At 69.1% G+C, this 21734-nt stretch carries 20 protein-coding genes; 12 read left to right on the forward strand and 8 right to left on the reverse strand.

The annotated features are described in order from the left end of the window. The first annotated feature begins 1102 nt into the window (after positions 1 to 1102). A complete protein-coding gene (locus FHX33_RS11500; RefSeq protein ID WP_039922619.1) occupies positions 1103 to 2020 on the forward strand; it encodes a ParA family protein in 918 nt (305 codons plus the stop codon). Continuing rightward, the gene (locus tag FHX33_RS11505) at positions 2020 to 2955 is read left to right on the forward strand and encodes a ParB/RepB/Spo0J family partition protein (protein WP_021763554.1); all 936 of its coding nucleotides are present in this window, start codon (positions 2020 to 2022) and stop codon (positions 2953 to 2955) included. The genes FHX33_RS11500 and FHX33_RS11505 overlap by 1 nt, the downstream gene beginning before the upstream one ends. A gap of 41 nt (positions 2956 to 2996) precedes the next feature. Here the strand turns inward: FHX33_RS11505 and FHX33_RS11510 are convergent, their stop codons facing one another. From FHX33_RS11510 to FHX33_RS11535, 6 genes are all read right to left on the reverse strand, one after another. After that, positions 2997 to 3962 carry a D-alanine--D-alanine ligase family protein gene (locus tag FHX33_RS11510; RefSeq protein WP_021763555.1) on the reverse strand — a complete coding sequence of 322 codons (966 nt, stop codon included), beginning with the start codon at positions 3960 to 3962 and terminating at the stop codon, positions 2997 to 2999. A 28-nt stretch (positions 3963 to 3990) separates the two neighbouring features. Then, entirely contained in the window at positions 3991 to 5313 is a 1323-nt protein-coding gene (locus FHX33_RS11515) for an aminotransferase-like domain-containing protein (protein ID WP_021763556.1), read from the reverse strand. A 138-nt stretch (positions 5314 to 5451) separates the two neighbouring features. Then, a complete protein-coding gene (gene trxA / locus FHX33_RS11520) occupies positions 5452 to 5778 on the reverse strand; it encodes a thioredoxin (protein WP_021763557.1) in 327 nt (108 codons plus the stop codon). 13 nt (positions 5779 to 5791) lie between these two features. Then, on the reverse strand, positions 5792 to 6778 hold the full coding sequence (gene trxB / locus FHX33_RS11525; protein WP_021763558.1) for a thioredoxin-disulfide reductase: 987 nt from the start codon (positions 6776 to 6778) through the stop codon (positions 5792 to 5794). 85 nt (positions 6779 to 6863) lie between these two features. Beyond that, positions 6864 to 8474, reverse strand: coding sequence for a murein biosynthesis integral membrane protein MurJ (gene murJ / locus FHX33_RS11530; protein ID WP_039922628.1), 1611 nt, complete (start codon positions 8472 to 8474; stop codon positions 6864 to 6866). Continuing rightward, entirely contained in the window at positions 8467 to 10749 is a 2283-nt protein-coding gene (locus FHX33_RS11535) for a DUF6049 family protein (protein ID WP_021763560.1), read from the reverse strand. Before FHX33_RS11535 ends, murJ begins: the two co-directional genes overlap by 8 nt. Positions 10750 to 10843: 94 nt before the next feature. On the opposite strand from FHX33_RS11535, the gene FHX33_RS11540 reads away from it, so the two are divergent. The 8 genes from FHX33_RS11540 (at position 10844) to FHX33_RS11575 (ending at position 16991) form a co-directional block, all read left to right on the forward strand. Then, a complete protein-coding gene (locus FHX33_RS11540; RefSeq protein WP_039922620.1) occupies positions 10844 to 12268 on the forward strand; it encodes a CCA tRNA nucleotidyltransferase in 1425 nt (474 codons plus the stop codon). Positions 12269 to 12540: 272 nt separating this feature from the next. Then, on the forward strand, positions 12541 to 12918 hold the full coding sequence (gene rpsF, locus FHX33_RS11545) for a 30S ribosomal protein S6 (RefSeq protein WP_021763562.1): 378 nt from the start codon (positions 12541 to 12543) through the stop codon (positions 12916 to 12918). 4 nt (positions 12919 to 12922) lie between these two features. Beyond that, on the forward strand, positions 12923 to 13432 hold the full coding sequence (locus tag FHX33_RS11550) for a single-stranded DNA-binding protein (protein ID WP_021763563.1): 510 nt from the start codon (positions 12923 to 12925) through the stop codon (positions 13430 to 13432). Positions 13433 to 13495: 63 nt separating this feature from the next. Then, the gene (gene rpsR, locus FHX33_RS11555) at positions 13496 to 13759 is read left to right on the forward strand and encodes a 30S ribosomal protein S18 (protein ID WP_018189012.1); all 264 of its coding nucleotides are present in this window, start codon (positions 13496 to 13498) and stop codon (positions 13757 to 13759) included. Between the two features lie 11 nt (positions 13760 to 13770). Then, positions 13771 to 14223, forward strand: coding sequence for a 50S ribosomal protein L9 (rplI, locus tag FHX33_RS11560; RefSeq protein ID WP_021763564.1), 453 nt, complete (start codon positions 13771 to 13773; stop codon positions 14221 to 14223). Between the two features lie 514 nt (positions 14224 to 14737). Next, the gene (gene dnaB, locus FHX33_RS11565) at positions 14738 to 16114 is read left to right on the forward strand and encodes a replicative DNA helicase (protein WP_021763566.1); all 1377 of its coding nucleotides are present in this window, start codon (positions 14738 to 14740) and stop codon (positions 16112 to 16114) included. Positions 16115 to 16134: 20 nt separating this feature from the next. Further along, positions 16135 to 16542, forward strand: coding sequence for a hypothetical protein (locus FHX33_RS11570; RefSeq protein WP_039922621.1), 408 nt, complete (start codon positions 16135 to 16137; stop codon positions 16540 to 16542). After that, on the forward strand, positions 16539 to 16991 hold the full coding sequence (locus FHX33_RS11575) for an HTH domain-containing protein (protein ID WP_021763568.1): 453 nt from the start codon (positions 16539 to 16541) through the stop codon (positions 16989 to 16991). Before FHX33_RS11570 ends, FHX33_RS11575 begins: the two co-directional genes overlap by 4 nt. Here FHX33_RS11575 and FHX33_RS11580 read toward each other — a convergent pair. Then, positions 16988 to 17269 (reverse strand): Tat pathway signal sequence domain protein, encoded by a 282-nt coding sequence (locus FHX33_RS11580; protein ID WP_021763569.1) that lies wholly within the window; start codon positions 17267 to 17269, stop codon positions 16988 to 16990. The two genes, FHX33_RS11575 and FHX33_RS11580, sit on opposite strands and share 4 nt — an antisense overlap. 228 nt (positions 17270 to 17497) lie before the next feature. On the opposite strand from FHX33_RS11580, the gene FHX33_RS11585 reads away from it, so the two are divergent. Together FHX33_RS11585 and FHX33_RS11590 are read left to right on the forward strand one after the other, a co-directional pair. Continuing rightward, positions 17498 to 20326 carry an Ig-like domain repeat protein gene (locus tag FHX33_RS11585; protein WP_183428530.1) on the forward strand — a complete coding sequence of 943 codons (2829 nt, stop codon included), beginning with the start codon at positions 17498 to 17500 and terminating at the stop codon, positions 20324 to 20326. Between the two features lie 110 nt (positions 20327 to 20436). Beyond that, complete coding sequence (locus FHX33_RS11590) at positions 20437 to 20973, forward strand: hypothetical protein (RefSeq protein WP_051337063.1); 537 nt, start codon at positions 20437 to 20439, stop codon at positions 20971 to 20973. Here the strand turns inward: FHX33_RS11590 and FHX33_RS11595 are convergent, their stop codons facing one another. Continuing rightward, a complete protein-coding gene (locus FHX33_RS11595) occupies positions 20974 to 21675 on the reverse strand; it encodes a Pr6Pr family membrane protein (protein ID WP_021765233.1) in 702 nt (233 codons plus the stop codon). Between the last annotated feature and the right edge of the window lie 59 nt (positions 21676 to 21734).

Consider the following 21734-nt stretch of genomic DNA (forward strand, 5'->3'; position numbering starts at 1 on the left):
GGGTCCGCCCTTGCTCTCACTCTCCGTTTCACGTGAAACTCGCCGAAGGGCGCTTGCCTTGAATGGCTCTATTGACGGGACATGAGTTGCCCGGACCACACAGTCGCGCCGCGAGGTCATGACGATCGCCAGCCACTCCCCCACGACCCCGCGGGCTCCCGTGCGAACGACGGCCTTCGTGGGCCATGCCGGACCATGGCAGGGCGCCTGGGGAGAGTACCCTTCGAGCGCCGTCACATCACGATGTCGAAGGCGCCTTCCGCGCCAGGTGCCCCGAGTGCCTAACCTTCCACGTGAAACTCGGGCAGAAGGCTCATGCCTGCGAGCTTCGCTCCGCGGCAGATCCTGAGGCCTAGCGTACGGAGGGCCGCCACTCTCACCAACCCGCTCTTCGTTTCACGTGAAACCTTCTGACCAGCGATCAAGCTGGGGCACCCCGCGTGCGATCCCGGGACTGCAGGTGCGACACAGGAGGCGGCTCCGGGCGATGAGGAATCGCCAGCCACTCCCCCGCCGCAAGCCCCCGGCGCACGGTGGCCTTCACGGGTGTACGCCGACCCTTGGGGAGCCGGCTTCGCGTGGCCCGAATGTCCCCATGGTCGGGTCGATACTCCGAGCGGCGCGCGCCTGCCATCAGCACTGACACAGAGCTGGGCCGAGGATGGGTTGGTGGGGCACCGAACCTGGCCAAAGTCTTCAGGTTCCCCTCGACACCGTCGGACCAGGACGTGAGATCACGTTTCAGCAGGTGCCGCCCGTCAGTGCCTCGCGTTTCACGTGAAACCTTGGGCTGTGTGCCCGTGCCCGAGGGGCTCGCTGGCAGGACCGACCTCGCAGCGCTCCGCGGCCGGCAGTGGTGCCGCGACCGGAGTGCCTGGGTCCGCATCATCCAGCCCACGCGTGCGCGCATTCCGGGGGTTTCACGTGAAACATCCCGCGCACCGACACCCAGCTCTCGCCCGATCGGACCCGATTCCCCCAGTTCTCCCCCGGATCGAGGGTCGCGTCAGATGCGCAAGCTAGAGTTGGGAGGAGGCGCAATCGACCCGCGCCGACCCGACCAGACCGGTGCCGCGCACCAGATCGAGCGACGAGGTTTCACGTGAAACAACCGGATCAGGATCCGTCCATCGAGGCGGAGAAGCCTGCCTTCGATGAATCGACACCCCTGGCTCGGGAAATCGAGGATCTGGCGCGCAGGAGGCAAGCGATCGCAGCGACAACCCTTCCCCTCCCCTCACGGACACGGGTGTTCACCATCTCGAACCAGAAGGGTGGTGTCGGCAAGACCACGACTGTGGTCAACCTGTCCGCCGCCCTGGCCAAGTCGGGTGCGCGTGTCCTCGTGATCGACCTCGATCCGCAGGGGAACGCCTCGACGGCGCTGAGTGTCGAGCACCGAGAGGGCACTCCCAGCGTCTACGACGTGATCGTCAACGACAAGGAGCTCGAGGAAGTCATCCAGAAGAGCCCCGAGTTCGACGGGCTGTTCGTGATCCCCGCCACGATCGACCTCGCCGGCGCCGAGATCGAGCTCGTCTCGATGGTCGCCCGGGAGCAGCGCCTGGAGCGCGCCCTGAAGCGCTTCCTCGACGAATACGACATCGACTACGTCCTGATCGACTGCCCGCCCTCCCTGGGCCTCCTCACGATCAACGCGTTCGTCGCGGCGACCGAGGTGCTCATCCCGATCCAGTGCGAGTACTACGCGCTGGAGGGCCTGAGTCAGTTGCTGAAGAACATCCAGCTGATCGAACGGCACCTGAATCCCAAGCTCCGGGTCTCGACCATCCTGCTGACGATGTACGACTCGCGCACCAACCTCGCGCACCAGGTCGCCGCGGATGTTCGCGACCACTTCCCCGACGAGGTGCTCGACACGATCATCCCGCGCTCGGTCCGCATCTCGGAGGCGCCGAGCTACGGCCAGAGTGTCATCAGTTACGACGCCAACTCGTCCGGCTCGCTCTCGTATCTCGAGGCGGCCGCCGAAATCGCACGAAGAGGAGTACCCCGCTAATGGCAGCGAAGCGCACCGGACTGGGCCGCGGCATCGGCGCCCTCATCCCCACGTCCGACCAGTCGGCCCGCCCCGTCGACGTGTTCTTCCCCGACTCCAATGCCGCCGCGGCGGAGGAGCTCGTCGCGGTGCCCGGTGCCCGCCTGGCCTACCTCTCCCCCGCCGACATCGTGCCGAACCCCGTGCAGCCGCGCACCGAGTTCGACCAGGAAGCGCTCGAGGAGCTGGTCGCCAGCATTCGTGAGGTCGGCGTCCTGCAGCCCGTCGTCGTCCGCCCGCTCGCCGGGCAGACCGACAAGTACGAGCTCATCATGGGCGAGCGCCGGCTGCGGGCGACCAAGGAGCTCGGCCTCGCGAACATCCCCGCGGTCATCAAAGACACCGCGGACGACGCGATGCTCCGGGACGCCCTGCTCGAGAACCTCCACCGTTCGCAGCTCAACCCGCTCGAAGAGGCGTCGGCCTACCAGCAGCTCCTCGCCGACTTCGGCATCACGCAGGACGAGCTGGCGACCCGGATCGGACGCTCCCGCCCCCAGATCACGAACACGATCCGTCTGCTGAAGCTCCCCGCCCCGGTCCAGAGCCGCGTGGCGGCGGGAGTCCTCAGCGCCGGCCATGCCCGCGCCATCCTCTCCCTCGGTGAGGGCGAAGAGGCGATGGTCAAGCTCGCGGACAAGATCGTCAACGAGGACCTCTCGGTGCGCGCCGCGGAGGCCGTCGCCAGCAAGTCCCCGAAGCCGGCGCGCTCGAAGGCCACCCCCGGCAAGCACCGCGGGCACCTGGACGAGATCGCCGAGAAGCTCGGCGACCGCCTGAACACGCGCGTCAAGATCACGCTCGGGGCGCGCAAGGGCCAGATCGTGGTCGACTTCGCCACGATCCAGGACCTCAATCGCATCCTCGACGAGATCGGCCAGCCCAGCTACAGCTGACGCTCCGGGCCGGCCGATCCCGGAGCGGCGGATCCGGGAGGCTACCCCTCTGCGATCGCCGCGACCGCGAGGGCGGCGTAGACGTCGCCGAGGTCCCGCCCAGAGGCGGCGATCGCCTGCGGCATGATGGAGGTCTCCGTCAGCCCGGGGAGCACGTTGGCCTCAAGGAACCACGGCACCCCCGCGTCATCGACGATCAGGTCGATGCGGGAGAGATGACGCAGGCCCAGCGCCGTGTGGGCGGTGGAGGCCGCCTGTGCGACGGCCGCTGCGACCTCCGGGGACAGGCGCGCCGGCACGTAGAAGCGGGTCTCCCCCGCGTTGTACCGGGCGTCGAAGGTGTACTCGCCGTCGACCGGCTCGATCTCGACCGCGGGAAGCGCCTCGGCGCCGTCGCCGGTGTCGATCACGGCGACCGAGACCTCCACACCCTCGACCTTGCGCTCGATGAGCGCGACCTCGGAGTAGGTGTACGCATCGACCATCGCCCGCGGAAGCTCCTCTGCGGCGGTCACGATGGTGACGCCCTGTGCCGAGCCTCCCTGCGCCGGCTTGACCACGACGGGCATCCCGAGCCCGTCGATGATCGTCGCGAGGACGCTGTTGGCACCGAGTTCGCGGAACGTCTCCTTCGGCAAGGTGACTGCGTCCGGGGTCGCGACGCCGGCACGGGCGACCACGGTCTTCGCGGTCGGCTTGGACCACGCGAGGCGGGAGGCGTCCGTGCGCGAGCCGACGAACGGGATGCCGGTGAGCTCGAGCAGCGCCCGGAGGGCACCGTCTTCGCCGCTCGCCCCGTGCAGCGCGGGCCACACGACATCGGGGCGCGTCTCGGTCAGGAATCCGAGCAGGGCGCTGTCGGGCTCCCGGACGCTCACGCGGTGGCCCAGCGAGTTCAGGCCGTCGGCGACGCGGCGGCCGCTTCGCAGCGAGATGTCCCGTTCGTGCGAGATCCCGCCGGCGAGCACGACGATCTCCAGGGCTTCGGAGGCTTCTTTTTCTGCCATGATCAGCTCTTTCTTGTGGAGCGTGCGCTCAGCGCAGGTCGGTCGGCGGGTTGGCGCTGGTCCGGTTGGTGCGCGCTGCGGTGAGCGGGCCGGTGCCGGCGAAGGTGTCGAGCAGGTCCTGCTCGCCATTGATCACATTGGCGAGACGGCGGATCCCGACCCGGATGTTCTCCGGCGTGGGATAGCAGAACGAGAGGCGGATGTTCTGGGCGCCGGACCCGTCCGCGTAGAAGGCGGTGCCGGGCGTGTACGCCACGAGCTCGGTGACGGCACGCGGGAGCATCGCCTTGGAGTCGAGATGCGACGGCAGGGTCAGCCAGACGTAGAAGCCGCCGTTGGGGTTCGTCCAGCTGAGCTCGGGCAGGTGCTCCTCGAGCGCGGAGATCATCGCCTCCTTGCGCTCCCGGTACACCCCGCGGAAGGTGTCGATCTGACCCTTCCAGTCGGCGTCGCGCAGGTACTCCGAGATCACCAGCTGACTGAACGAGCTCGGGCTCAGCACGGCGGCCTCGTTCGCGAGGATGAGCTTCTCGCGGATGGCGTGCGGCGCGAGGGCCCAGCCCACCCGGAAGCCGGGAGCGAGCGTCTTCGAGAACGTGCCGAGGTAGACGACGCCCTCCTTCTCGACCGAGCGCATCGCCGCCGGCGGGCGCTCTCCGAAGTAGAGGAGGCCGTACGGGTTGTCCTCGAGCACCAGGATGTCGTTGGCCCGTGCGATCTCGAGGATCTCGAGGCGCCGCTCCCAGGAGAGCGTCACACCGGCCGGGTTGTGGAAGGTCGGCACCGTGTACAGGAACTTCACGCGTCGCCCCGCGGCCTTCAGGCGCGCGATGTGCTCGCGGAGCGCCTCCGGGATGAGTCCGTGCTCGTCCATCGGCACGTGGTCCACCTCGGCCTGGTACGACCGGAAGATCACCATCGCGGTGACGTAGCTCGGCCCCTCGGCGAGGACGACATCCCCCGGGTCGATGAAGAGCTTGCTGAAGAGCTCGAGCGCGTGCTGAGAGCCCGTCGTGACCACGACGTCGTCCGCGCTGCCGCTGATGCCCTCCAGGGCCATCACGTCGAGGATCTGCTCCCGCAGCGCGGGCACGCCCTGGCCGGAGCCGTATTGCAGGGCGACAGGGCCTTGCTCGCGCATGACGCGGTCCATCGCGCCCACGACGAGGTCCTCGGGCAGCGCGGCGACGTAGGGCATGCCGCCGGCCAGTGAGACCACCTCGGGGCGGCTGGCGACGGCGAACAGGGCTCGGACCTCACTGGCGGCCAGGCCGCTGGTGCGCTGCGCGTAGTGGCTGTACCACGGGTCCAGATTGTTGCCCCGCTGTGGCGGGATGCCCTGTTCGGTCACGAGTCATTCCATTTCTAGTGGCGTTTAGTCATGCTATTTGGGTGGTGCGCCCTGCGGAAAATCCGCGGGGCGCGGCGGATACGAAAAAGACCCGCCCGGCGGGTGAGCGCCGGACGGGTCTGCGAAGAGGCTGGTCGGCTACGCGAGGTAGGCGGCCAGGTCGGCTTCGAGGGCGGGCTTCGGCTTGGCGCCGATGACGGTCTTGACGACCTCTCCGCCCTGGTAGACCTTCATCGCGGGGATGGAGGTGATCTGGTACTTCGCAGCGGTCTGCGGGTTCTCGTCGACATTGAGCTTGACGATCTCGATCTTGTCGGAGTGCTCCGCCGCGATCTGGTCGAGGATCGGGCCGACGGCGCGACACGGGCCGCACCACTCTGCCCAGAAGTCCACGAGGATGGTCTTCTCGTTGTTGAGGACGTCCTGCTCGAACGTCGCGTCCGTGACCGAACGTGCTGCTGACATTGTCTGTTTCTCCTTAGACGGTGGTCGAGAGTGAAAGGTCGCTGGAGGCGGGCTCGACCGCCTTCTCCAGCAGGTTCTGGGGGAGGGACGCGAGGAAGTGCTCCGCGTCGAGTGCGGCGACGGTGCCCGACGCCGCAGCCGTGACGGCCTGACGGTAGGTCGGGTCGATCACGTCGCCCGCGGCGAAGACACCGGGGAGGTTGGTCTTCGACGTGCGTCCGTCGACCGCGATGGTGCCTTCGGCCGTGAGGTCGAGCTGACCGTGGACGAGGTGGACGCGGGGGTCGTTGCCGATCGCGATGAAGAGGCCCTGGAGCTCCAGCTCGCTCTCCGCGCCGGTCTCGAGGTTGCGCAGCTTCACGTGCTGCACCTGCTCGCTGCCGCCGATGCCGACGACCTCCGAGTTCCAGACGAACTCGATCTTCTCGTTGGCGAAGGCGCGCTCCTGCATGATCTTGGAGGCGCGGAGGCTGTCGCGACGGTGGATGACGTAGACCTTGTCCGCGAAGCGGGTAAGGAAGTTGGCCTCCTCCATCGCCGAGTCGCCGCCGCCGACGACGGCGATCGTGCGCTCGCGGAAGAAGAACCCGTCGCAGGTGGCGCACCACGAGACGCCGTGGCCGGACAGACGCTCTTCGTCCTCCAGGCCCAGCTTGCGGTACGCGGAACCGGTCGCGAAGATCACGGACAGTGCCTCGTGGACCGCGCCGGAGCCGAGCGTGACGGTCTTGACCTCGCCGGTCAGATCGACCGAGACGACGTCGTCGAGCACGACCTCGGTGCCGAACTTCTCGGCCTGGGCCTGCATCTTGAACATGAGGTCGGGGCCCATGATCCCGTCGGGGAATCCGGGGAAGTTCTCGACCTCGGTGGTGTTCATCAGCTCGCCACCGGCCTCGACGGAGGAGGCGATCAGCAGCGGCTTCAGATTGGCGCGGGCCGCGTAGATGGCCGCGGTGTAACCGGCAGGGCCGGAACCGATGATGATGATCTGCCGCACGGCGGAACTCCTTGACTGTCTGCAGTGCTCCCGGGACCGGAGGCACCGACCTGTAGAACACATCCTAGGCGGATGGTATTCCGTGTCACCCGCTGTGTGGAGTTCGGCGCCGAAGGCGGTCGAGGATTGGTCCGACTCCCGCTTCCAGGTCGCTCGAACGGAAGATCGCGAGGAATCCGACGTACACGACGAGCATCACGACGCCCACGACAGCGGACGAGACGATGGCGCCGAGGATGCCGCTCACCGGGAAGGCGCCCGGCTCCACTCCCCCGAGCAGCACCAGGAAGCCCGCTCCGGCGATCATCGCGGCGAGGGCGGCCAGGAGGAACCGCCACAGCCCGCTGGCGATGCGGCGGCCGTCCACTCCCCCGACCCTGCGCCGGAGCAGCGCGAACGCGAGCACGGCCTGGATGACGCTCGCGATCGACACGACGAGGGCGACGGCCGCGGCGCGGAACTCGGGGCCGACGGTGAAGCAGGCCAGCACGCCGATCACGATCACGATCGACTGCGCGACGGTGAAGAGGAACGGCGTGCGGGTGTCCCCCAGCGAGTAGAAGGCGCGCTGCGCCATGAAGACGAGCGAGAAGGGGACCAGCCCGACCAGATACGCGATGAGGACGAGGCCCAGGGACTGATAGCTGGAGGTGAACACGCGGGCGATGGGATACGCGACGACGATCAGCGCGGCCGACGAGAAGACGATCAGGAACATGATCGACCGCGCCCCGCTGGAGAAGTCGGCGCGGAAGTCGGCGAGGGCGCCGCGGTGGGCGTGCTCAGCCATCCGCGTGTAGTAGGCGGTGACGATCGACACGGCGATGATGCCGTGCGGGAGCATGAAGATCAGCCAGGCGTTGTTCATGACGAACGAGCCCGCGTAGCCCTGGCCGGCCGAGTTCGACACGTTCAGCTCGATGAGGCCGGCGATCTGGGTCACGATCAGCATGCCGAACGTCCAGCCGGCGGCCTTGCCCGCGCTCCCGAGGTTGACGCCGCGCCAGCCGAAGTCGAATCGGAACCTCAGGCCGATGCGGCGCCAGAAGAAGAAGAGCACGAGGGCCTGCACTGCGATGCCGAGCGTCGCTCCCCCGGCCAGCAGGGCGATCATCCCGAGCGACCACGTGTCGTGCGGGTTGCCCGTCTTCGAGTACACGCCGAAGAGCAGGATGAAGCCGCCGAGCATGACGATGGCGACGACGTTGTTCAGCACCGGGGCCCAGGTGAACGGGCCGAACGACTTGCGGGCGTTGAGGACCTCGCCGAGCAGCGTGTACAGGCCGAGGAAGAAGATCTGCGGGAGCGACCAGTAGGCGAAGGTCGTGGCGAGCTGCGCCTGCTCGCCGCGGAGGCCGTAGAGGCTCATGAGGAGGGGAGCGGCCACGGTCGCGACGACGGTCACACCGGCGAAGACGACCATCCCGAGCGTGACCAGTTTGTTGATGTACGCGCGGCCGCCGTCTGAGTTGACGGACGCTCGGACGATCTGCGGCACCAGGATGGCGTTCAGGATTCCCTGGGCGATGATCGCGTAGAGGCTGTTGGGCACCGACGTCGCGGTGCCGTAGGCGTTCGCCGCAAGGCTCAGCGTGCCGATGGCCTGCACCAGCAGCCACGCCTTCGCGAAGCCGAGGATGCGCGAGACGAACGTTCCCGAGGCGAGCATGGCGCTGGCGCGCCCGATGCTAGCCACGCGGGCCGTCCTCCGGCGTCGGCGGCTCGGGCGCATCTGTCGGTTCGGGCGCATCGGTCGGCTCGGCCGCGTCGGCGGCAGGAGTCTCCCCCTCTTCCTCCGGCCGGCGCTCCTTGCGTCGGCGCAGGATGTTGCGCACGATGCCGAAGCCGAAGAGCAGCACCAGCAGGACGCCCAGGATGAGGGCGCCGATGCCCTCCCAGTCGGCGTGGACGTCGACGGTCACCGACGTGGGGTCGCCGATCGGGACGCCGGTGGGGCTGTAGAGGCGCAGGGAGAGCACCACCTGCCCGTTGCCGACCTTGGCCTTCACCGGGATGAGGACCGTGGCACGGGAGTCCTGCGGGATGCGCTTCGTGGCGGTGTCGTCGATCTCGAGCCGGCTGTTCGACGGGGCCGCGGTGAGCGCGACGGTCGCCGCCTCCCCCGTGAGCTCGTTGCTGACCGTGAACGGGATGGACCCCTGCGCGCTCACGAGATTGATGTTCTCGGTCGGCAGGATGCGGATGGAGTGGAGGGTCTTGACGGTCGACTTCTGCGACGCGGTGACAGCGGCCGTCCAGTCCGTGCGCGGGTTCTGCCAGGAGACGGCGAGCAGCGTCAGGAGCTGCGCTCGCACGTGCCCGGTGAGCGTCTCGGGGGCGTCGAGCACGGACGAGAACGCCCCGAGCGATGTTTCGTCGGCGAACAGGGCGCGGATCGAGTCGATGCGCGTCTGCGTTTCGGGGGCGTCCGTGAGTGTGAGCCCGGTCGACGGCGCTGCCGACGTCACGGAGTCGAGCGTCGACGGCGTTGCCCACGGCGAGGAGGACAGTGCGTCGAGGGTCCGTTTGAGCTGGGTGCCGCTCGATGGCCAGGAGCGGTCGAGGCCGATGAGCAGGTGCCGTGGGTCGCCTCCCTCGGCCGTGATGAGCTGCAGCTGCGCGTTCAGCTTGCCCATCGCGGTGTTCCAGGCCACGTCGCTGGGGGCGGAGATCGCGGAGCGGAGGGCGTCGGAGAGTCGCTGATCGGACGACACGACGCTGCTGCCGGTCGCCGTCACTGCGGCGTTCGGGGTCGAATCCAGATCGGCCGCGTTGGTGTTGTCGCCCGAGACGATCACGGTCGACAGACCGGCCGCGGCCAACGGTGCCAGATCGGCGGCACGGGCCGTCTTGTCACCGGGCCACGCGATGCCGGTGAGCGAGAAGTCCCAGGCGGTCAGACCCTCCAGCGTGGGGAGGGTCGGCCCCGATGTCGGAGTGGGTGTCGGGGTGGGTGCGGAGGTGCCGGTCGTCGTGGGGGGCGCGACGGGCTCGCCGATGGAGGTCGGGGTCGGCGAGAAGTTCTTCGGATCGAGCGCGTAGGCGAAGGAGGTGGGCACCAGCGGCGCGGCGGCGCCGGCCTGGATCTGCCCGGTGGGGTCGGCGTCGCCGTAACCGAGTGAGAAGGTTTCGTTGGGGAGGACCGCGAGACGGCGCAGCCAGTCGACCGCCGTGGCCGGTGCGGCATTGCCGAGCGCGCGGATCGACGCGATGATCATCGGATCGATGCCCAGCGTGACGGCGCTGTGCCCCTCCAGGCCGTCGAGATCGCGGGTCAGGACGCCGTTCGCCGCCGTGTAGGTGGCGAGGTCGGCCGAGGAGATGAGGCCGTCTGAGGTGGAGGGGCTGACGATCGGCATCACGACGCCGATGCTCGAACGCGAACCGGTGTCGGCCGCGCTCCAGACGACGGAGCCGCGCGCCTCCGTGGCGGTGGCGCCGGCGGAGACGGTCGCCCCGATGCCGAAGACCGCCGAATCCGGTCGCGTGCCGAACGGGATCGACGCGGGCGGGACGGTGACGCGCACGACGGTGCTCGTCCCGCTCTCCAGAGGAGCGAGCGTGGCCTCCCCGAGTGTCACGGGATTGGAGGCCGGGTCGGCCGATCCGAGCCAGTCCGTGAGGGACCCGCGCGATGCCATCGCCCGCGGGTCGAGCCACACCGACACCGTGCCGGTGGAGACGGGCGAGTCGGTCGGGTTGGAGACGGTCACCGAGACGGTGAGATCTTGCCCGGCGGCCAGCACGCCGGCGTTCTCGGCGGTGACGCTCGCGGTGAGCCCGGAGTCGGAGGCGGCGGACCTGGCCGTCGTCACCGCGGAATCCCTCGGTTCAGGCGCCGCCGACGCGGCCGTGGGCGTCGCGGCGAACAGCGCGGTCGCGGCGGCGAAGGCGGCGATGACCGTCGCAAGACGACCGGTCGCACGCCGGTGACGGGCACCCTGGAGGAGGGTGGGGTCGGCTGCGCTCATGCGACGACGCGCGATCCCTGCTCGGCCTCCATGACGACGATTCTAGATGCCACCCCCTGAGAGGCCGGCCAGCACGCCCGTAAACTGGATGACCATGCAGAGCGTCGCCGAATCCCTCGAACGTCTCGGCGACCTCGCGGCTTCGCCCACGGTCGCCCGACTCGCCTCCCTCTTCGCGGCGGCGGGCTACGAGCTCTCGCTCGTCGGGGGCCCTGTTCGCGACGCCCTGCTCGGGCGCGCCGTACACGATCTCGACTTCACCACCGACGCCCGTCCGGACGACATCCTGAAGGTCGTCTCCCCCCACGCCGACGCCGTGTGGGACATCGGGCGCCAGTTCGGCACGATCGGCGCGCGCTTCGGCGACGACACGGTCGAGGTCACCACGTACCGGAGCGACAGCTACGACGGCGAGACCCGCAAGCCGGACGTCGTGTTCGGGGACTCGCTGGAGGGCGACCTCCTGCGCCGGGATTTCACCGTGAACGCGCTCGCGCTGCGGATCCCGGAGGTCCGCCTCGTCGATCCGTCGGGCGGGGTCGAGCACCTCATGCAGCGCATCATCACCACTCCGTCGAGCCCGGAGATCTCGTTCGGCGACGACCCGCTCCGGATGCTGCGCGCGGCGCGGTTCGCCGCCCAGCTCGGCTTCGCGGTCGACGACGCCACGGTCGACGCGATGACCCGGATGGCCGAGCGCATCCGCATCATCAGCGCGGAGCGCGTGCGCGACGAACTCACCAAGCTGCTCTGCGCCGACGACCCACGCCCCGGCATCGAGCTGCTGGTGCAGACCGGGCTGGCCGACGAGGTGCTGCCCGAGGTGCCCGCCCTGCGGCTGGAGGTGGACGAGCACCACCACCACAAGGACGTCTATCAGCACAGCCTCACGGTGCTGGAGCAGGCCATCGGCTACGAGAAGGAGCGCCACCCGGGCGAGGCGCCCGACCTCGTGCTGCGTCTCGCCGCGATCCTCCATGACATCGGCAAGCCAGCGACGCGTCGGTTCGAGCCGGGCGGAGCCGTCAGCTTCTACCACCACGATGTCGTCGGGGCGAAGCTGGCGAAGAAGCGGCTGACGGCGCTCCGCTTCGACAAGGCGACCGTCGAGGCCGTGGCGCGCCTGATCGAGCTGCACCTCCGCTTCTTCGGGTACGCCGACGCGAGCTGGACCGACTCGGCCGTGCGCCGCTACGTGCGCGACGCCGGGGCGCAGCTCGAGCGCCTCCACATGCTCACCCGGGCGGACGTCACGACCCGCAACCGGCGCAAGGCCGACCGGCTGGGCTTCGCCTACGACGACCTCGAGCAGCGCATCCGCGAGCTCCAGGAGCAGGAGGAGCTGGACGCGGTCCGTCCGGACCTCGACGGCCAGCAGGTGATGAGCATCCTCGGCATCGCGCCCGGGCGTGAGGTCGGGCAGGCGATGAAGTTCCTCCTGGAGCTGCGGCTCGACGAGGGCCCGCTGGGCGAGGAGGAGGCGACGCGGCGCCTGCTGGCGTGGTGGGCCGCCCGCTGAGGCGCTGAGCCCTCCACAAACTGTGGCTGCGCGGAGTTCTCCACGGATCTTCGGGCACCCGCACCCGCGCGGGATGCGGCGGCGATGCTGAGGGCATGACGAACCTCCTCGACTCCCCCGCCACTCAGCTCCCCACCCCCGGCTGGCATGTTCACGCCCCGTCCGGTACCATTGGAAAGTTGCCTGGGCAGAACTCTGCCCGCACAACCGATGTACAACCCTCCTGCTGCAGACCGTCTGCAGCCGCTGAGACCAAGGGAGGTGGGTTAGTCATGCATCAGTACGAGCTGATGGTCATCCTCGATCCAGAGATCGATGAGCGCACCGTTGCTCCCAGCCTTGACAAGTTCCTCAATGTCGTTCGTAACGACGGTGGAACGATCGACAGCGTCGACATCTGGGGTCGCCGTCGCCTGGCTTACGAGATCAACAAGAAGTCCGAGGGCATCTACGCGGTCGTTCAGCTGACCGCCACCGGTGACACCACCAAGGAGCTCGACCGCCAGCTGAAGCTCAGCGAGGCCGTCATGCGCACCAAGGTGCTGCGCGCCGAGGAAGCGATCGCTCAGGTCGCCGCCGCTCAGCAGCGCGCCGACGAGAAGGCTGCCCGCAAGGCCGCCTCCGCCGGCACCGAGAAGGCCGGCGCCTAGTCCGATGGCCGGCGAGACCGTCATCACCGTGGTGGGCAACCTCACGGCCGACCCCGAGCTGCGTTACACGCAGAACGGGCTGGCCGTCGCCAACTTCACCATCGCGTCCACTCCCCGCACGTTCGACCGTCAGGCGAACGAGTGGAAGGACGGTGAGGCCCTGTTCCTCCGGGCGAGCGTCTGGCGTGAATTCGCCGAGCACGTCGCGGGCTCGCTGACCAAGGGGTCCCGCGTCATCGCTCAGGGGCGGCTCAAGCAGCGCTCCTACGAGACGAAGGAAGGCGAGAAGCGCACGTCGATGGAGCTCGAGATCGACGAGATCGGGCCGTCGCTGCGTTACGCCACCGCTCAGGTGACCCGTGCTCAGTCGTCCGGTCGCGCACCGGGTGGATTCGGTGGAGGCGCTCCCGCCGCCGTCGAAGAGCCCTGGGCCGCCTCCGCCCCCGCGGATCCGTCCGCGGGCGCCGACGTCTGGAACACTCCGGGTTCCTACAACGACGAGACCCCCTTCTAAGGGCCCTCTTACATTCATCAGCCCTCCCGGTAGCGCCGGGATGGGCAGAAAGCAAAGGAAATCATGGCTGGAAAGTCGAGCGGCGACCGCCGCAAGCCGATCCGCAAGGGCAAGGACGGCAAGAACGCCGCTCCCGCGAAGTCCGTTCGCGTCGGCGTCATTGACTACAAGGACGTCGCAACCCTGCGCAAGTTCATCTCGGAGCGTGGAAAGATCCGCGCCCGCCGCATCACCGGTGTCTCCGTCCAGGAGCAGCGCCTGATCGCCCGCGCAGTCAAGAACGCGCGCGAGATGGCACTTCTCCCCTACGCCGGCTCGGGCCGTTAAGGAGATCACCCATGTCGAAAGTTATTCTGACGCACGAGGTCACTGGCCTCGGCTCGGCCGGTGACGTCGTCGACGTCAAGAACGGCTACGCGCGCAACTACCTCGTCCCGCAGGGCTTCGCGATCGCGTGGTCGCGCGGTGGCGAGAAGCAGGTCGAGCAGATCAAGGCGGCTCGCGCCGCTCGTGAGCTGCACACCGTCGAGCAGGCCCAGGACCTCAAGGCCAAGCTCGAGGCGACCAAGGTCAAGCTCGTCGTGAAGGCGGGCCGCGAGGGCCGTCTGTTCGGCTCCGTGAAGACCGGCGATGTCGCCGACGCCGTCAAGGCGGCGGGCATCGGCGAGCTCGACAAGCGCAAGATCGAGCTCCCCAACGCGATCAAGGTCGTCGGCGACCACGAGGCGACCGTGCGTCTGCACGACGACCTCTCGGCCGTCATCACCCTGCAGGTGGTCGCTGCCAAGTAGGCGACGAAGAGAGTCAGTGTAGCGGTGGGCGCATGCCCGCCGCTACACCTCGTTAACGGACTTTTCCCCCGATCTTGTACACAGGTCGACACGCCCGGATAACGCGTTTCACCACAGTCCCCGAAGTACTTTCTACACACAACCTGGGGATAGAAAAAGGCCAGGTCAAAGCCGCTTTAGTGACAGAAATATCTTCCCTGTCCACAGACTTCCCCACATGTTCTGCACAAGCACGGCGGCGTTTCGCGCAGATTCTCCACACAGTTATCCACAGGCCGAGTTGTGGACCCCCTGCCGGGTTCGTAGGGTGAAGCGACGCCGATGGATCGCCCGCCGGATGGACCGGTTCTGTCGGTGGTCGGAGAGACCATCGGAGGCGACGGCGCGCGGTTCCCGAGCCGCCCGCGTCGGTCGTCGAACCGGCGGCGCGCCTGCGGGCATCCCGACGCCCCACGGCGAAGCTGAGACCGTGACCACGCCCGCGTGGCTGCTGCGGTCAGAGTGAGGAGAGAACGTGTCGATCGCCCATATCGGCCTCGCCGACGGAGGCGCACCCGCGACCGAGCCGCGGAGCACCGAGCGGACTCCTCCGCACGACCTGCTCGCCGAGCAGAGCGCTCTCGGCGGCATGCTGCTGAGCAAGGACGCGGTGGCCGACGTGGTCGAGGTCGTGCGCGGCACCGACTTCTACATCCCGAAGCACGAGATCATCTACGACGCGATCCTCTCGCTGTACTCCCACGGTGAGCCCACCGACGTGATCACCGTCACCGACGAGCTGACCAAGCTCGGCGAACTCTCCCGGGCCGGAGGCGCCGAGTACCTCCACACCCTGACGAGCCTCGTGCCCACCGCGGCCAACGCCGGCTACTACGCCAACATCGTGACCGAGAAGGCGCTGCTGCGCCGTCTGGTCGAGGCCGGGACCCGCATCACGCAGATGGGCTACAAGGCCGAGGGCGAGGTCCTCGACCTCGTCAACAACGCGCAGGCCGAGATCTACTCGGTGACGGGCGCCCAGGAGGCCGAGGACTACGTCCCGCTGACGGAGGCCGTCACCGTCGCCATCGACGAGATCGAGGCGGCCAAGCACAAGGACGGCTCGATGACGGGCGTCCCGACCGGCTTCAGCGAGCTCGACGAGCTGACGAACGGCCTCCACCCCGGCCAGATGGTCATCGTCGCCGCCCGACCCGCGCTCGGAAAGTCGACGCTCGCGCTCGACTTCGCCCGCGCCGCGGCCATCAAGCACGACATGCCGACCATCTTCTTCTCCCTCGAGATGGGGCGCAGCGAGATCGCGATGCGTCTGCTCTCCGCCGAGGCGACCGTTCCGCTGCAGCACATGCGCAAGGGAACCGTCGACAACCGCGACTGGACGACCATCGCCGCCACCCGGGGCCGCATCAACGACGCCCCCCTCTACATCGACGACAGCCCGAACATGACGCTCGTCGAGATCCGTGCCAAGTGCCGCCGCCTCAAGCAGCGCGTCGGCCTCAAGATGGTCGTCATCGACTACCTCCAGCTCATGACCAGCGGCAAGCGGGTCGAGAGCCGTCAGCAGGAGGTCTCCGAGTTCTCGCGTGCCCTCAAGCTCCTCGCCAAGGAGCTCCAGGTGCCGGTCATCGCCCTCTCGCAGCTGAACCGTGGCCCCGAGCAGCGCGCCGACAAGCTCCCCGCCCTGAGCGACCTCCGCGAGTCCGGCTCGATCGAGCAGGACGCCGACATGGTGATCCTGCTCCACCGCGAGTCCGCCTACGAGAAGGACAACCCCCGCGCCGGCGAGGCCGACCTCATCGTCGCCAAGCACCGCAACGGCCCCACCAAGACCGTCACCGTCGCCTTCCAGGGCATGTACTCCCGCTTCGCCGACATGGCGCCGATGTAGAACGCTGGAGAGCGAGGCCCATGCCTGCACCTCACTTCGTGCGATTCCGTTCGGCCACCGCCAATGCGCGTGGTGTGCGGGTCGGCGTCTTCGCGCTCGCCAACGGCCTCGCGCGAGCCGGGAGGCTGAACGTGGACGAGTACGGACTGTGGAGGCGCAGCAACGACTGGTTCGAGGCCGCGTACGCAGAGCCCACGCGCGCGGACCCGGCCGTCTACGACCGTGCTGTCCATGCCGGTGCCGTCGCGTGGTTCAAGCTCTCCGCCGTCGAGCTGATCGACAGGACGGCGCTCTACACCGAGCTATTGGATGCGCACCAGGTGGCGTGGGAAAGAGTCGAGACCGCGGACCCGGGGCGGATCGTCCACGAAGACGACGTGCACGTCATCGCCGTCCCGTGGCGAGAAGGGACCACCGGTCACCCATGACGACGCAGGCGTTCGACCCCGCGGCCGAACTGAAGGAGCTCCTCGAGGCAGGCGCGATCACCGAGAAGGCGCTGCAGGCCATCACGGGCATCCGGTCGGAGCGGCTGGAGGCGTTCCTCGACGAGCATGCCGGCGCGCCGGTCGGGCTCTCCGCCCGGCCGCAGGTGCTCTCCGACGACGAGATCGTCAGACTGTCCGTCCTGGCCGGGCAGCTGACCGAGGGGATGCAGGTCGGCGACGATGAACGCCTCCGTGCGATCTACGAGTCGTTGACGATCGACTGCCGCCTCACGGCGAGGAACATCGCCGACCTGGCCGGACTCGACGCAGGCGACGTGGATGCCGTGCTGCGTGACCCGGGCAGTCTGCCGGCCGAGAAGAAGTACCGCCTCGCCCTCGCGGGGAGCCACCTCATCAACGCGGTCAACCTGGCGCGGAGAGAACGCTAGTCCGCACCCAGCGCGGCCATCACCGTCTGAACGGCGACGACGATGCCGATGACGACCAGACCGCCCGCGACGGAGGCGGCGAAGGCGATGAGCCCGCGCCGTGTCCGGCGGCCGGCGAGCGTCCCGGGAGTGAAGGCCCCCGCCGAGATCTTGTCGATGTTCGGGGCCACGATGGCCACGTAGGGCTCCTGAGGATCCTCGGGCAGGCCGTACGGAAGCGGGGTGTCCGGGCCCTCGGGCCGGAACACGCCGTCCTCGTCCTGCCGCATCTCGATCACGTTCCCCCGTCGGCCGCAATTGGGGGCAGCCTACACGCGCTCCTGCCCCCAATTCGAGGGAACGTAGGCGATTTCGGGCGTTTCCGAGTCTGAGCGTTCACTAATGTCATAACGACTGAGCACCGAAGTCGCCCCACCGACGATTCGCACCCGACACGATCGACCGAAGGCGGCACGGCTACCCGATTCCGGCGCGTCCTAGCGCCGCCATACCTGCCCGAGGTTTCTTTGCGCCCGAAAACCGGCGACCGTCCCGCAACGGTCACGTCCATATCCCGTTCCCTCTTCTCCGGCGTCGCCGCTCTCGGTGTCGCCGCGCTCGTCCTGACAGGGGCCACGGCGTCGTACGCCGACCCGGTGTCGCCGCCGGCGCAGACCACCTTCGTCAACGAAGGCTTCACCGGCACGACCGCGGGCAGCGGCTACACGCTGCCGGGCGCGCCGTCCGGAGCCAACAAGGCTTGCCTGACCGCGCGCACCACGACCGCGGTCACGGCCACTGACACCATCCCCGGCTGCGGCGGAGCGGCGGATGCGGACGGCAACGGTGCGCTGCGCCTGACGTCCGCGACGCTCAACCAGACCGGCGGCGTCGGCGCCAAGCAGTCGGTGCCGATCACCAAGGGCATCGACGCGATCTTCGACAGCTACCAGTACAACGGCGCCGCCGATCAGACCGGGATCACGGCGGACGGCATCGTCTTCTACCTGGCCGCCACCGACCCGTACAACCCGGCGGTGCCGACCCAGATCGGCCAGCTCGGCGGGTCGCTGGGCTACAGCGGCACGAAGTCCGGCAGCGGCCTCGCGCACGCCTACCTCGGCATCGGCCTCGACCGTTACGGCAACTTCAACCACCCCGACTTCGAGGGCACGGGCTGCAGCCTGACCCCGACGCGCGTGCGGTACCCGGACAGCGTCACGGTGCGCGGCCCGGGCAACGGCACCACGGGCTACTGCGTCGTCAAGTCGACCGCCAACACGCCGCTCACGGGTTCCCTGAGCAAGGTGGGCGCGTCGTCCCGCGCCCAGGCGAAGGTGCCGGTGGAGATCGTCATCAACCCGACCGCGAACCCGATCGCCGCACAGCGGGCGACCACCGTCACGGTCGCCGCGGGTCAGTTCGCCGTGATCTTCACCCCGATCAGCGGAAGCCAGCAGGTCCTCACCGGATCCCTCCCGACGCTCTCGACCACGTCCAACGCCGCCTCCATCCCGGCCTCGTGGATCGACCCGGCCACCGGATACCCGTACAAGCTCACCTACGGCTGGGTCGCCGGCACCGGCGGTGCGTCCGACATCCACGAGGTCAACTACCTCGAGGCGAAGACGGCGGCCGGCCCCGTTCCCGTGCTCTCCGCGGCAGCGGGAGGCGACACCTCCGTCGCCCACGCGGGAACCGGGACCTACACGGTCACCCCGACCGTGACGACGGCCGGTGGAACGGAATCGCAGCTCATCCGTGCGACCACCACCTTCCCGGCGAACGTGCAGCCCACGCAGCCGACCGACCTTCCGACCGGATGGTCCTGCACCATCGCGGGCCAGGTCGAGACCTGCGACTACACGGTCGACGCGGCCTCGCCGATCCAGCCGGGCACGGACCTGCCGACGCTGTCCCTCCCGTACACCGTCTCGGGCAAGGCCCGCAGCGCGACGATCTCCACGGTCCTCGCCTCCACGGACGCCGAAGCCGTCACGGTCTCGAACACGTTCGCCGTGCAGAAGCAGCCGGTGCTCGTCACCGCGGGCGATGTCACGGTCGAGCGCGGCGCAACCGCCACCCTCACGGCGACGGTCGCATCGAGCGCCCCGAACGCGCCCACCCCGCCGACGGGCACCGTGACCTTCACCGACCAGGAATCCGGCGACGTGCTCTGCACGGCGACGATCTCGGGCGGCACGGCCAGCTGCACGACGGCGGCGAGTGAGATCGGTACTCACACCGTCCTGATCGGTTACGCCGGCGACGACGACCACGCCGCCGTCACCGGGACCGACCGTGCGGAACTGACCCTCACGGTGACCAAGGTTTCTACCGCCGTCGCACTGACGGTCGCGCCGACCGAGGTGCCGTACGGCACGGCCGCCACGCTCTCCGCGACCGGCCTGCCGTCCGACGCCACCGGCACGCTCACCTTCACCTCTGGAGGGAAGACCCTCTGCTCCACGACACTTCCCGTGACAAGCTGCCCGACGCTCACCACCCTCGCGGCCGGCGAGTACCCGGTCACGGTCGCGTACTCGGGTGACGACGTCTACACGAAGGCCGACTCCGCCGAGGCGACCCTCGCCGTCCGCAAGGCCGTCTCCACCATCGGCACCGGCGGCCCGGGACAGGGCGGCGGCAACGGCGGACCCGGCCAGGGCGGCGGGGGCACCGGCGGCACCGACCCGGACATCGTCACCGTCGAGCACGGCAAGACCGTCGACGTCACGGTCGACGGCGTGCCGAAGGACGCCACCGGGACGATCTCGTTCGTGCTGGACGACGGCACCGTGCTCTGCACCGCCACGCTCCCCGAGACCACCTGTGCGATCCCGGACACGCTCCGCGGCGGGAAGTACACGGTCCACGCGGAGTACAGCGGCGACGACAACCACGAGCCCGCGACGGGGTCGGACTTCACCCTCGTGGTCGCGCCCCAGCCGACGAAGCTCGCAACGCGGCACGCCCTCGCCAGCGGTGCGGTGACGCTCACCGCCACGGGACTCCCGACCGGCGCCACCGGCACCGTCACGTTCACCGACGCGACCGGGCGCACCCTCTGCACGGTCACGCTGCCGGCGACCTCCTGCCGGACGACGGCCCTCGGCGCGGGAACGCACGCGATCACCGCGACCTACAGCGGAGACGCCTCGTTCGCAGCCTCGACGTCGCAGCTGACCGTCACGGTCGCCGCGATGGCGGTGGCGGGTGACCCGGCGCTGGCCTCCACGGGCTCCAGCCTCGCGATCGGCGCGTTCGGCGCCATCGCGGCCGCGCTCCTCGCGGCCGGCGGCGTGCTGCTGCTCAGCCGGCGCCGCGCAGCGCACGGAGCACGTCGCGACGCCTGACATCGCGGATCCACGGAGGGCCGTCTCGCCACGAGGCGGCCCTCCGTCGTCCCATGCGGATCATCCTGCGGGATGACGCGCTCGCGACCTTCCGGCGCTTCAATGGAGGAATGGACACGATCCTCCTCCCCCTCCTGCAGAGCGCAGGCGCGGTCGCACTCGCGGTGGTCGCGTTCTCCCTGGCGTTCACCTGGACGGCGCTGCGCGCGCCGTTGGACCGCCTCGGCACCGAGCGCTCGCGCCTCCTCGGGTACCTCGGCCTCGGGGTCGTGCTGATGCTCGCGGCGGCCGTCGTCTACCTCGTTCCCGGCCTCCTGCTGCGGGACACGATCGGGCTCGCGCTCGCCTTCCCGCTCGCCGCCGTGTGGCTCATCGCCGCCGCGGCCCTCATCGTCACCGGGCTCGTGCAGACCGGCGCGGCCAGCGCGGTCTCGTACTCTTTCGCCGTCGTGTCGTTCGCCGGCGTAGCGGCGGGGATCGTCTCGGCCCTCTGCGCCCAGCACGGCCTCGCGGACCGGATCACGCCGACCGGCGCCTTCCTGCTCGTCATCGGCGGCATCACCGCCGTCGTCGTGTGGTCGGGGCGAGAGGACGGCACGGCCTCCCGCGCCAGCGAGCCGCGGATCGGACGGCCCGCGGCCCGCTGATCAGGCCGCGGACTCCCCCTCGACCGGCAACGGCCTGGCCCCGCGCCAGCGACGGGAGACCCAGACGACCCCGTATCCGGCGCAGAGGATGACCACCGCGATCAGCACGATGTAGAACGCCACCGAGAGATAGCCGTTGGCGGAGGTCGCCGGGTTGAGGAACGGGTACGGGTACCAGGGCTGCTTGCCGGTGTTGGGGTCGGCCGCGATCGGCGCTCGCAGCAACGTGTAGACCGCCCAGACGATCGGGAACGCCGCGATCCACCAGACGACCCGGCGGCGCAGCGGAGCGCGACCTGGCGCGAACAGCCAGTCGAGCAGCATGTACAACGGGGCGATCACGTGCAGCACCTCGTTCGACCACGCCACCGTCTGCCCCTGCGGCAACGGGAGGTTGCGCAGCAGGAGGTTGTAGACCACGCCGGTCGTGACCATGTAGGTGACCACGGCAGCACGGAGGGCGGTGAACCATCCCGGATCGTCGTCCGAGCGGGTGAAGAGCAGCACGGCGCCGATCGCGAGCACCACGACCGTCGCGACGTTGGAGTCGATCGTGAAGAAGCTCAGAAAGTTCGTGACGAGCCCGGCGACGCTGCCGCCCTTCTCCGTGGTCTGGGCGATGCTGCTCGCGAGCTGGGCGATGATCGCCGCCAGGGTGACCAGGGCCATGACCGCGCGCAGGGCGCCGAAACCGATCCGCATGGCGCGATCGTAGCGGTCGGCGGCCCCCGCGCGCGGCAAACGCGCAGGTAGGCCACGGC

Source organism: Leifsonia aquatica, from assembly GCF_014190775.1.
GTDB lineage: Bacteria > Actinomycetota > Actinomycetes > Actinomycetales > Microbacteriaceae > Leifsonia > Leifsonia aquatica.